A 12,485-nucleotide genomic window follows, 5' to 3' on the forward strand; every position below is an offset into this window, starting at 1 on the left:
CTTATTCACTGTTTTGGCTTGTTCCTAACTCTTCAACCTTCACATTTTCAAACGTCGCTGTACCACCGGAAGAAAACAGTGAAATAGCTTGGTCGTCAGCTAATGGAAATGCTAGATTGGAATGTGCCACTTTCCCGTCATCTATAAACACTTCTATACTTGTTTTATCAACAAGAACCGTCAGACGCGCATTTTTGTTATCACCATCAAAAGGCGCTTGGCTTTCTTGAAACTTTTTCTCTTCATCTGGATTGTTGACAAACGCTCGGTTTACGTAGGAATAGTTCTCAGAAATAGCTAATCCTACATCAATATGTCTAGATTTATCCTTTGATTCTCGTAAACGCAACCCAACATTCTTACTGTCTTTCCAAGAGATATCCGCTTCTATTCGGTACGTTTCTCGCTTCGCATCCAGCGTGTTGGATTCATTTGTTAATGTTATATCATTATATGTCTTCTCCGATTGTACAAGTTTGTTTAAGTCAGCCACGGGCTGAGATGCTAATGCGTAACCGTACTGCTCATCTTCTTGTAACCTGATCTCTCGAACAATTGAATCCGTTCCATTAAATCCGTCGAATTCCATAGTAGGGGTATTATCTGCATACGACCATTTGTTCATCCATGCAAGTCCATAACGTTTGTTTAGCTTGTCTTCAGCGGGGCCATCTTCAAACGTAACGCCACCATACCAATCAAAACCGTAATCTAGCCACTGAGGCTCTTCATGCTCTTTTTCAAAATTCTTTCCATTAAAGTCACCAATCCAATAAGCATAGTTGTTTGGTTTATCGACTGCTTCACCATTTGCACTCACACCAAGTACCCACTTAACGGTGCCATCAGGAGCCCTCATTTGAAATAAATCTGGGCACTCTAATACGCCAAGATCCTCCGTTTGAAAGTCACCAGTAAACTGCCATTCTTTCAGATTGGTTGATTCATAAAACCCAACTTTAGAACCTTCTGCAAGTAGCATTAACCATTTATCACGTTCATCGTCCCATATAATTTTGGGATCGCGAAAATCTTCTACCCCAGGATTGGATAACACAGGTTCATCGCCAGCACTTTGAAACGTTTTTCCTTCATCTGTGCTATACCATAAATACTGCTCTTGTTTGCCTCCATCTTTTGAAGGTTGCGTTACAACTGCAATAAACGCGTTTTCTCCAAAACCAGCTGTATTAGTACGATCAACAACAACAGAACCTGACCATGGATCTCCATTTATATTCGTGTACTTCGGAATGGCTACTCCTTCATCTTTCCAATGAACAAGGTCTTCTGAAGTTGCATGTCGCCATTCGGTTCCATTGCCATTAGGATAATCCTTATTGTAAAGGTAATAGTAGTGATACTTCCCGTTGTAGAAAATCGGTTTTTGTGGATCATTTTTCCATTTATCGGGTGCTGTAAAATGATAAGACGAGCGATAGGATGTTGATTCCAAAGGCTTTTGTTCGCTCTTGTCTTCTTTATTCATTTGATTCATCCATACATAAATGCTGGCGCCTATTATGATTACTAAAATGATAACTAGCATAGTCCACCTTCTCTGTGTTGAATTCAGCCTGCTCATACTATCACCACGCTTTATTAAAAGTATTGTGTTACTCACTGTTTTTACCCAATACATAAAAAGAAAATGCCATGCTCATGACATTTTCTTTTTCATTTCATATCAAAGATTATTACTGCTTTTCATCATACGTGATTTGACCTTGTTCTAAAATGCCATTTTGAACAACCGAAGATTTGTTACCTTTCATATCAAGTAAAAATGAAGGTGCAAACGTTGATTTCTTATCTTCAAAGAATCCACGGTTTGTCATATAGCTCGTCACAACAAATTTGTCAGAGTCTTTTTGTGGAATCACGTAGTGTGCGTATGTCCATGTTACATCATTTGGATCTAGATCTTGATGCAATACGATACCTGTTTCATTCATCGGTTTATATGGACCTGTTAAAGAATCAGATACATAGCCAAGCATGTAAATGTCTTTATCATCGACACCATCAGTCGTCATTTTAGAACCGCGTGTACTTGTGAATAGATAGAACTTGCCATCTTTTTTGAAGATATTTGGACGTTCAATTTCATCTGTGACCGTATTCGATACAATTAGAGGCTTCATTTCATTTTTTAACGTGTAGTCATCGTTAATTTCAACAATGCCAATTGCACCATTTGCAAGCTCTGCTTCATCTTTCTTATCACTATTTTCAAGGTTCTTAAACTCATCTCGGAAGAATTTCATACCGTTACCGTAATAAGCGCGATTGTAAAGAGACTCTTCACCAGAATAACCGTATTCAGTACCTGTATTTGCTTCAAACACTAAATATTTGCGCCCTTTATCTTCAATATAGTGAGGGTCACGTAGCGTATGATTGTTCATGAAGTTACGGTCTTCGAAAGCTTTGTTTACAGACTCATACGTTTTGCTGTCTCCACCTTCGTAAATTGATTTATGATCTTCAACACCGTCAACTTTCAGCGTATTTTCTTTTTGTTCAGACACATTCACCTGTGCTGTTGTAAGGGTTTGTTTACCAAATAATTTTTGGCTTTCATTAAAATCACCGCGGTTTGTATAGAATAAGCGAATTTCACCGTCATCTGTGAATAGTGCAGATCCTGACCATTCCTCTATTTGCCCTTTTAAATATTTGTCGTTTGCTTCATACTTGTCATTATCGTCAAATACACGACCAGCGTTTTTCCAAGCGTCAACGGAATTGTCTCCTGCTTTTTTATAGAACATGTAGATAAATGTATCGTTAGGGTTCTTAGGATCTCCAGCTAAACCAAATACAATGTGATAACCGTTATATTCCGCTACCGTACCGTCAGCATTTTGCAATGGCCACGTATCCCATACATCCATTTTAATTTTGTTTCCATTTTTATCTGTTTTAACAGCTGATTCTACATTTTTAATTGTTGATTCATCAAAGCCTGGTACCGTATAGCGCTTGTCACCATGTTGGTTTACCATGTTCTTCATTGCTTCACGCGTAATTTGTGAAGTACCGTACGTTTCTTTATAGGATTTTGCTTGTGCTTCATCTACACCTTTACCTTGAGCAGAAGCAGGTGTAAAGCTACCTCCTAATAAAATTGCTGCACTTAAGGATGCTACCGTTGCTTTTGACGCAAAATTACGAAAGTTCATCAAGTTTTCCTCCTAGTAGATAGTTTTTCATGCTTTGGCAAGACACGGACGATACTTCTTTGACTTTAATTAGTTTTGGCTTGATTGATCGTTCGTTCCATACCTGATAGATTCAGTATAAAAAACAATGCTTTGGCTGAATACGGCATAAATTGATTGAGTTTTCGTCTTAAATTGATATGCATGACAAAAGAATGATAAAAAAGCCCTTTTTCAAATTGAGAAAGGGCTTTAATGATTATGGCTTGCTAGCTTCCCGTAAAACGTCATCTAACTGTCTAAGCGTTTCGCTTTGTGAAAGCTCTCGATTCAAGTATCTTTTTAGCGTACGACCTGCTTCTCGCTTAGCGGATGATGAGTAGGCAAACCAATTGGAATTATAGGTTTCTTTCGTGTGGTAAACATTCAGTACTTCTTTACTAATGGGACCTATATCATTTGTTTTTATATGCTTAAAAGCTGGAGCAAAGCTAAAGCGTTCAGTCATAAACCGCTGACCTTCACTTGATGACACCATCCAATTTAAGAATTTTTTGGCTTCTTGCTTTTTGATCGAAGATGATTTTTTATTTACAACCCAGTAGTTTGGAACACCTGTTAAAATTTTGCTGTTGGCTTTATCATTTAATGGAATCGGAAAAATACCAAACGACTTACCCGGAGCTTCCTCATCTAATAGAGGCTGTATCCAGCTTCCCTGCAGTACCATCGCTGCTTCTTCATTTGCTAACATCTCCACTTCATTATAATAATCTGTTTTTGTCGCAGATTGATTTCCGTATTGGAGAGTTAAATCTAAGAATGATAGTAAATCTTTTGCGATTACGTTTGTCGCAAAGCTTTCTTCACCTTTTTTCAGCTGATAATTAAATTTTATTGGATCTTGCTGAATTGCAAAGGCAAGGCTAGTCAAGTGATAACCCAACTTCCACTCTTCATAATATCCGTTTGCAAAAGGCGTAACACCAATTTTTTCAAGCTTCTTTACTGCCACTTTTAACTCTGAATACGTGCGAGGAACGGATTGAATACCTGCTTCTTGAAATAGTTCTTGATTATAAACAATTCCAAAACCTTCAATGTCCATCGGCATGCCATATACCTTTGCTTCTAGCGTAATTGGCTTTAGCGTATCAGGATATGCTTTTTCAACCCAAGGCTGGCTGCTCAAGTCTTCTAAATAATTAATCCATTCTTTTGTCGCACCATAGCCGATATTCGTAAAGATATCAGGCCCTTGACCTGCAGCAATTTGGGCAATAATATCAGAAAAATCATCTGATGCTCCACCCACTGTTTCGACGTAGATTTTGACATCTGGATTCTGTTTTTCATACTCCCGTACCATTTGTTCAAACTGTGTTGCAATTTCTACTTTAGGATTACGTATAGTTAAGACGACCTGTTCTGTTTCTTTATTTTCCGTTTCAGTTTGAGCATTTGAAGAATCACAGCTTGTTAACACACTTAGTAAAAAAGAGACAAAAAACAGATAACATATTTTTTCTTTCATTTGTTCACCCTTGCCTCTCTTAGACTATATAGATGATTTTTTATTATCTCTTGCATGGGTGTATAAAGTCCGATATTCAAAAGGGGTTAATCCAACTACCTTCTTAAACAACTTTGAGAAATACTTTTCATCCTGATAGCCAAGCATTAACGAAATGGAATAAATGGTTTCATCCGTTTCCAATAACCACTGTTTAGCTTGTCTTATTCTTAGATTTGTTACATATTTAGATAACGTCATACCGGTTTCTTTTTTAAATTTTCTCGATATATGTTCTCTTGTTAAAAAAAACATTTTTGATAGTTTCTCTAGGCTAATATCTTCCATATAATAGTCTTCTACATATGCTACTATTTCTTGCATACGTTTAAGTGCTTCTAACTCATCTACTTGACGAATCGCTCGATATCGATTGCTATTTAGTGCTGTCAACAACCTGTGAAACACTTCTGGAATTTGAGTAAAGGAAGAAAATGAATCTTGAACCAAACGAATTGGAATTGAAATATTTTCACTTATCCACTGCTCTACATAAATCCATTGATTTTTTGCTGTTAGGATAATATAAAGATTCTCCTCCCCCTGAAACGTAAACGTTGCTCCTATATTTCGCGCTTGTAATTCATTTGAAAGCTTATTGATACAAGGGTCAGGTTGATGCCCTTGATAAAAATATAGAAGTGTAAAATCTATTTCTTCTGCTTCTGGAATTATCGAATGTAAAAATGCTGTATCTGTTCCTTCATTTAAGCATAAGGAAGTCATTCGCTGACTATGATGAAGTTTTTTAGCTTCGGCTAGTAGTTCCTCGTTCCCTTCTTGTTCTGTTTTGAAAGAGTCTACTGCTTTTGTTAGTACCTGTTGAAAGGCTTCTGGATCAATGGGTTTCAACAAGTAATCAAAGCTATTTAATTGAATAGCTTTTCGCATAAATGTATAATCATCATACCCTGTAACAAGTATAACTTTTCCTGTATATGACTGCTGATTTAACCTTTCAATCAGCTGTAGACCACCCATCTTTGGCATTTTAATATCCGTAAAAATCAAATCTGGGATTTCTTTTTCAATTATCTTTAAGGCTTCTATACCGTTAGTAGCTTCTAATACTTCATTGATTCCTACACTTTCCCATTCTCCCAACTGGCGTAACACTTTACGAACATTTTTTTCATCATCAACAATCAACGCTTTCACTATATTTACCTCCCTTAGCAGTCACGTCAATAGCGAAAAAGAACGTACATACTACTTATTTATAGGAACTGTAATAACCACTTCAAAACCTTTTCCCGTTAGATTATCAATGTGAAACGATGCAGCAGTCCCAAAGTGTAGCAATAACCGATCATAAATATTTTTTAATCCGATGCCTTTTTGCGTGTGATGCTTGCTATAAATAGTCTGGCGAAGTAACCTGAGCTCCTCTTCTTGAAGGGATGGACCGTAGCTTTTTATCTTTAGTTGAATAACTTCCCCTTCTTTTTTACCGATGATTTCTAATCTTGATTCATCATTATTGCTTTCATAGCTATGCTTAAAATAATTTTCAACCAAAGGTTGCAAAAGCATGCTTGGAATAAATGCATTATCCACCCCATGTCCTATAGAAAATTGAATATCAATCTCTTCACCAAAGCGCTCTTTTTGAAGTATTAGATAGGAATGAATATAGTCCAACTCTTGTCTCACCGTTACCAATTGATCTGCTTGAAGTGAATAGCGCATCATCTTTGATAAAGAAATGATTAGTCGATAAACACCTTTTGCCCCACAATCTAAAGCAACAGCTCCTATTGACTGCAAAGCATTGAACAAGAAATGCGGATTCACCTGAGACTTGAGCGCTCTTAGCTGACTTTTCTTCACTTCAATCTCCAACTTATACTCACGATCAATATGATTGTTAATACGATATAACATTTCTTGCATATGATTCTCCAAATGACCAATTTCATCTTTACGAGAAGTTGTAAGAGTCACATCCATATTTCCACCTTCAATCGACCGTACTTTATCACTCAAAACCCTTATGGGTTTTGTGACAATTCGTGAAATTAGAAAAACCATAATCACCCCCAGCACTACCACGCCTAAACCTAACAAAACGTTAGTAGAAGCTGCTTTTTTAGCATCTTGGAACAGCGCATCTTTAGAGATAACCTTCACTATTTTCCAGTTATTTAGCGGTGCTTGTAAGCTTTCGGTAAGTATAAGCTCTTTTGACTCACTCAATCCTGTAAGTTCCTTTTGACTAATCTTTTGTCCCATTTGCTTTGAGTCACTAGAATACATTACTTTATAATCTTCGTTGAGCAAGAAAACCGACGTACCATCGTCTCCCTCAAGCTGTTTTACTAACGGAGCGTATGAATTAATATCAATATCCATTGTTAGAAAGCCAAGAAACTCTTCGCTTAAAATGTTTTTGATTTTATGGTGCATTGTTAATACCATAGAATCTTCTGTCTTAGGGATAATTGGAACGTTGTTATAATTTTTGAGTTTATGCGGCTCTTCAATCACATAATCTTGCTCTGATTGATAAAGCTGTTTAAATGGAGAATGCTTGACATAGTTAACTTGTGTTTTTGGTGCGCTTAAATTTGATTTATAAACAATCAATGATTCATTTTCCTTGTGAAAGTAAAAGCGAAGCTGCACCAATTCTGGTCTTGTCGCTGAAAATGTTTCAATACTTTTTTCAAAGGATAAAAAATCATTGCTACCTTCTTTTGGCAAGCCCTCATCAAAAACTTGTAATATATCGGGCATGTTATAAACGGAATAAGGCAATATAATCATCTTTTCAAAATGTTGCTCAAGATCATTCCCCGCTTCACGTAGCTCTTCGCGGCTTTTCTCCAACTCTTTGTTCTCAATGCTACTTTTGGTATTTCCATAAATAACAAATACCGATAGGAAGTATGGTAAGATAATAAGCACGACTAGAAGCAGTAATAACCGAACTTGAAAGCTTCTCATTTATTGGCTCCTTTTCTATATTATTAAACCACCTGAAAAGCCTTTCCTAAAGCATTTATAGACTATAACATGGCTTATATTACGTCAATCATACTGAAGCAATACTTACGCCTCTTAAAAATATGAAAAATAATGTTTTTATGGTTTATAATGGTTTATTTATAAGAATTACTATTTATAATTCATGAATTTTTATACATTTTATTCTTAAGGTGTTTTTTTGAATGGGTATTTAATCCTAAAAAATGTAATTGGAATATAAACAAAACTCCATTTTTATCCTTCCAAGAATTAAACTGTATACTTTTTAGCCACTAATAAAATTAAGCAGATGCAATAAACTTCAATTATTCTCAATCACCACCTTTTATTTTCAAATTTCCTTTCCTTCATTAGATAAAAAAGCTACTTATACATTTCCAGTTTATACAATCATATTATTAGATAAAAAACACACAAGAGTGATAAGATATATGTAGAAACACTGTAGAAAACCTTGTTTTTCAAAGGAAATCAGACGATCAGACAACTTTTTTTAAAAACTAACCATATTTCCTTTGACAAAACAACATGTTTTATATAATAATGAGTATTGAATTAGAATTATTATAATTTATTGAGGAGGAATTTCGATATGTCATTAATCGGAACTGAAGTAAAACCATTCGTAGCACAAGCTTACCAAAAAGGTGAATTCCTTGAGGTTACTGAAGAAAACCTTAAAGGTAAATGGAGCGTAGTTTGCTTCTACCCAGCAGATTTCACTTTCGTATGTCCAACTGAATTAGGCGATCTACAAGATCAATACGCAGCATTAAAAGAACTAGGCGTAGAAGTATATTCAGTGTCTACAGATACACACTTCACACACAAAGCATGGCATGACCATTCAGAAACAATTAATAAAATTGAATACATTATGATTGGTGACCCTTCACAAAAAATCTCTCGTAACTTTGAAGTACTAAACGAAGAAGAAGGTCTTGCTGATCGCGGAACATTCATCATTGATCCAGATGGCGTTATTCAAACTGTTGAAATCAACGCTGGTGGTATCGGCCGCGATGCAAGCACACTTGTAAATAAAATTAAAGCAGCACAATATGTGCGTAAAAACCCAGGTGAAGTTTGCCCAGCTAAATGGCAAGAAGGTTCTGAAACACTAACACCAGGACTTGACCTTGTAGGTAAAATCTAAGGAGTTTGATTACATGTTATTAGATGCAAATATCAAAGCACAGCTAGATCAGTATCTTCAATTGTTAGAAAGTGACATTGTGCTAAAAGTGAGCGCGGGAGAAGATAAAGTATCTCGTGACATGCTTTCATTAGTAGATGAACTAGCAACAATGTCATCTCGTATTAAAGTTGAAAAAGCTGAATTAGAGCGCACACCGAGCTTTAGCGTAAATCGTATCGGTGAAGATACAGGTGTAACATTTGCTGGTGTCCCTTTAGGACATGAATTTACTTCATTAGTTCTTGCTTTATTACAAGTAAGTGGACGTGCACCAAAAGTTGATCAAAAAGTGATTGACCAAATTAAGAACATTAAAGGCGAATACAAATTTGAGTCGTATATCAGCTTAAGCTGCCATAACTGCCCAGATGTTGTACAAGCTCTAAACTTAATGAGTATCTTAAATGACGGGATCTCTCACACAATGATTGACGGTGCGGCTTACAAAGACGAAGTAGAAAGCAAAGACATTATGGCAGTTCCAACTGTTTACCTTAATGGTGAAGAGTTTGGCAGTGGTCGTATGACAATCGAAGAAATTTTAAGTAAAATGGGCAGCGGCCCAGATGCAGCAGAGTTTGCTGATAAAGATCCTTACGATGTACTCGTTGTTGGTGGCGGTCCGGCTGGTGCAAGTGCTGCAATTTATGCAGCGCGTAAAGGTATTCGCACTGGTATTGTAGCCGAGCGCTTTGGTGGCCAAGTTATGGACACAATGGGCATCGAAAACTTTATTAGCGTTAAAAAGACAGAAGGTCCTAAACTCGTAGCAAGCTTAGAAGAGCATGTTAAAGATTACGGCATTGACGTAATGAATTTAGTACGCGCTCGTAGCTTAGAGAAAAAAGACCTTGTTGAGCTTGAGCTAGACAACGGTGCTGTTCTAAAAAGTAAAACAGTCATCCTTTCAACAGGTGCTCGCTGGCGTAATGTTGGTGTACCTGGAGAAGCAGAATTCAAAAACAAAGGTGTAGCTTACTGCCCACACTGCGATGGCCCTTTATTTGAAGGTAAACGCGTAGCTGTTATTGGCGGTGGAAACTCAGGCGTGGAAGCAGCGATTGACCTTGCGGGTATTGTTAATCACGTAACTGTTTTTGAATATATGTCTGAATTAAAAGCTGATGCTGTATTACAAGAACGCCTAAACAGCCTTCCAAACGTAACTGTCGTGAAAAACGCTCAAACAAAAGAAATTACCGGAACGGATAAAGTAAACGGTATTACTTATATTGATCGTGAGACAGAGGAAGAAAAACACGTTGAATTAGAAGGCGTATTCGTTCAAATCGGCTTAGTACCAAACACTGATTGGTTAGGCGATGACGTAGAACGTACACGCATGGGAGAAATCGTCGTTGATAAGCATGGTGCAACTAGCATTCCTGGCGTATTTGCTGCGGGAGACTGCACAGATAGTGCTTATAAACAAATTATTATCTCCATGGGTTCAGGTGCAACAGCAGCTTTAGGTGCTTTTGATTACCTAATTCGTAACTGATTAAGATTTAACGAATTATCCAATTGAAAGAGCCCTTGTCTTTGGACAAGGGCTCTTTTTTATAGCTACATTCCAATTTGAGTATTTTCTTTTTTACGCTTTAAGCGCCCTCTCCATGCAGGTACTACTATCGCTAAAATTGTTAGCACAATCAGTGACATGGCCAACGGACTGGTTAAGAAGATATTCCATGATCCACCTGAAATTGTTAACGATTGACGAAGCGAGTTTTCCATCATTCCACCTAAAATAAAAGCTAGGATAAACGGTGCTGCTGGAAACGCAAAGATTCTCATCAAGTAACCTAAGATTCCAAACAAAACGAGGAGATATAAATCAAACGTGCTGAAACTTACTGCATATACTCCCACTAAGCTTGAAATAATAACGAGTGAGATTAAAAGTGGACGTGGTACTTTTAAAATTTTCACAAAGTATGGTATCAACGGAAGGTTTAAAATTAACAAAAATACGTTTCCGATATACATACTCGCAATGATTCCCCAAAACACAGATGGATTTTCTGTCATGAGTAATGGACCAGGTTGAACACCTAAAACAAGAAATGCTCCCAACATAACAGCTGTTGTTCCAGAACCTGGAATTCCTAGACTTAATAATGGTACAAACGCGCCGCTTGTTGCTGCATTATTCGCTGTTTCTGGTGCTGCTAAACCTTTGATAGATCCTTTTCCGAATTCTTCTGGCTTTTTAGCTAGCTTCTTTTCGGATATATAAGCCACAAAGGAAGAAATTGTTGCCCCTGCCCCCGGTAAAACCCCTAAGATAAAGCCAAGAAAGGATTGTCTCGTCATAGGGCCGGCCATGTCTTTATAGTCTTGCTTACTTAACTTTAGACTACCAATATTATTTAATCCCTTTAGTTTTTGCTTACGGTTTAAGATTAAGAAGCAAACTTCAGCCAAAGCAAATACGCCGAGCGCAATAATTAAAAAGTCAATTCCATCTAATAAGTTTACGCTACCAAATGTAAATCTGCTTGTACCTGTTTGTGCATCAATTCCAATGGTTACAACCATAAAGCCAGCAACTGCTGCGATTAACGCTTTAATTGTTGAACCTTCCGAAAGGCTAGCGATGGCCGTCAGTCCAAGGAGCATCAGTGCAAAGTATTCTGGAGGACCAAACACGATGGCCACACTGGCTAACATTGGTGCGCACATCATAAGGAGCACAACGCTAACAGTACCTCCAATAAATGAACAAATGGCTGAGATGGCTAATGCTTTACCCGCTTTTCCCTGTTGAGACATCGGATAACCATCGAATGATGCTGCAACTGTCCCTGCTACCCCAGGAGCATTTAACAAAATAGAAGATGTGGACCCACCATACATCGAACCATAATAGACCCCTGCCATCATAACCAATGCACTTGTTGTATCCATCCCATATGTGACCGGAATCATAATTGCAATTGCACTAATTGGGCCCAGACCGGGAATCATTCCAATAATTGTTCCAATAAAGACACCAATAAAGACAAATAAGATAGCTTCCCAGCTAAAAGCGACTTGAAACCCCTGTATGATTCCTTCAAACATGACTCTCTTCCCCCTTTCCTACCTCTTTAAAATGGTAAAATGCCTGCTGGTAATCGAATAGCTAAGCCATAGTTGAATAAAACATAAGAACCAAGAGAAAAAGTACAGGCTGTTGAAATACTTGCCACCCAGTTTTTATAGCCGAGAAAGCGGGAACAGAAAATAATAAAGACCGTTGTCATAATAACGAATCCCACTACTTCTAGTACGGTAATATAAGCTAAAATAAGAGCCATCACCCCTAAAAGCATAAATAATTCATTCCGCTTAATAACACGCTTTTTCTTTTGCTCCTCTGTATCATTATCTGGGCTAAAAAAGAGAACAATAGCTAATATAAACAAACAAAAGCCTAATATTTTTGGAATAAGATCTGAATCTACAGGAACAAACGCGTACTCAGGTAAACTAAATGCTAAAAATAAATAGACGACTGATATAATCATTAATGCTAAACCTAATCCCTTATTAACAGACCAGTTCATACGATTACCTC

At 37.2% G+C, this 12,485-nt stretch carries 9 protein-coding genes; 2 read left to right on the top strand and 7 right to left on the bottom strand.

The annotated features are described in order from the left end of the window. Window position 1 precedes the first annotated feature (1 nt). The 5 genes from EPL02_RS09690 to EPL02_RS09710 all read right to left on the bottom strand — a co-directional run bounded on the left by EPL02_RS09690 (window position 2) and on the right by EPL02_RS09710 (window position 7,683). A complete protein-coding gene (locus EPL02_RS09690) occupies window positions 2-1,549 on the bottom strand; it encodes a glycoside hydrolase family 32 protein (RefSeq protein ID WP_131887558.1) in 1,548 nt (515 codons plus the stop codon). A 148-nt stretch (window positions 1,550-1,697) separates the two neighbouring features. Next, on the bottom strand, window positions 1,698-3,185 hold the full coding sequence (locus tag EPL02_RS09695) for a glycoside hydrolase family 68 protein (protein WP_131887559.1): 1,488 nt from the start codon (window positions 3,183-3,185) through the stop codon (window positions 1,698-1,700). A gap of 238 nt (window positions 3,186-3,423) precedes the next feature. Then, a complete protein-coding gene (locus tag EPL02_RS09700) occupies window positions 3,424-4,698 on the bottom strand; it encodes an ABC transporter substrate-binding protein (RefSeq protein WP_131887560.1) in 1,275 nt (424 codons plus the stop codon). 24 nt (window positions 4,699-4,722) lie between these two features. After that, window positions 4,723-5,895, bottom strand: coding sequence for a response regulator (locus tag EPL02_RS09705; RefSeq protein ID WP_131887561.1), 1,173 nt, complete (start codon window positions 5,893-5,895; stop codon window positions 4,723-4,725). Window positions 5,896-5,946: 51 nt separating this feature from the next. Beyond that, on the bottom strand, window positions 5,947-7,683 hold the full coding sequence (locus EPL02_RS09710) for a cache domain-containing sensor histidine kinase (protein ID WP_131887562.1): 1,737 nt from the start codon (window positions 7,681-7,683) through the stop codon (window positions 5,947-5,949). Between the two features lie 634 nt (window positions 7,684-8,317). Here EPL02_RS09710 and ahpC point away from each other — a divergent pair. Both ahpC and ahpF read left to right on the top strand, forming a co-directional pair. After that, complete coding sequence (gene ahpC / locus EPL02_RS09715; RefSeq protein WP_094910963.1) at window positions 8,318-8,881, top strand: alkyl hydroperoxide reductase subunit C; 564 nt, start codon at window positions 8,318-8,320, stop codon at window positions 8,879-8,881. 13 nt (window positions 8,882-8,894) lie between these two features. Continuing rightward, on the top strand, window positions 8,895-10,424 hold the full coding sequence (ahpF, locus tag EPL02_RS09720; RefSeq protein WP_094910962.1) for an alkyl hydroperoxide reductase subunit F: 1,530 nt from the start codon (window positions 8,895-8,897) through the stop codon (window positions 10,422-10,424). A gap of 65 nt (window positions 10,425-10,489) precedes the next feature. Here ahpF and EPL02_RS09725 read toward each other — a convergent pair whose 3' ends face one another. Then, window positions 10,490-11,989, bottom strand: coding sequence for a tripartite tricarboxylate transporter permease (locus tag EPL02_RS09725; RefSeq protein ID WP_131887563.1), 1,500 nt, complete (start codon window positions 11,987-11,989; stop codon window positions 10,490-10,492). A 26-nt stretch (window positions 11,990-12,015) separates the two neighbouring features. Then, complete coding sequence (locus EPL02_RS09730) at window positions 12,016-12,474, bottom strand: tripartite tricarboxylate transporter TctB family protein (RefSeq protein WP_094910960.1); 459 nt, start codon at window positions 12,472-12,474, stop codon at window positions 12,016-12,018. Between the last annotated feature and the right edge of the window lie 11 nt (window positions 12,475-12,485).

Source organism: Bacillus sp. CBEL-1, from assembly GCF_004348885.1.
GTDB classification, from domain to species: domain Bacteria; phylum Bacillota; class Bacilli; order Bacillales; family Bacillaceae_H; genus Priestia; species Priestia aryabhattai_A.

Excerpts from the sequence above, each read along its gene's own strand:
- EPL02_RS09690 (WP_131887558.1), bottom strand. The coding sequence starts at position 1,549 with ATGCTAGTTATCATTTTAGTAATCATAATAGGCGCCAGCATTTATGTA.
- EPL02_RS09695 (WP_131887559.1), bottom strand. The coding sequence starts at position 3,185 with ATGAACTTTCGTAATTTTGCGTCAAAAGCAACGGTAGCATCCTTAAGT.
- EPL02_RS09700 (WP_131887560.1), bottom strand. The coding sequence starts at position 4,698 with ATGAAAGAAAAAATATGTTATCTGTTTTTTGTCTCTTTTTTACTAAGT.
- EPL02_RS09710 (WP_131887562.1), bottom strand. The coding sequence starts at position 7,683 with ATGAGAAGCTTTCAAGTTCGGTTATTACTGCTTCTAGTCGTGCTTATT.
- ahpC (WP_094910963.1), top strand. The coding sequence starts at position 8,318 with ATGTCATTAATCGGAACTGAAGTAAAACCATTCGTAGCACAAGCTTAC.
- ahpF (WP_094910962.1), top strand. The coding sequence starts at position 8,895 with ATGTTATTAGATGCAAATATCAAAGCACAGCTAGATCAGTATCTTCAA.
- EPL02_RS09725 (WP_131887563.1), bottom strand. The coding sequence starts at position 11,989 with ATGTTTGAAGGAATCATACAGGGGTTTCAAGTCGCTTTTAGCTGGGAA.
- EPL02_RS09730 (WP_094910960.1), bottom strand. The coding sequence starts at position 12,474 with ATGAACTGGTCTGTTAATAAGGGATTAGGTTTAGCATTAATGATTATA.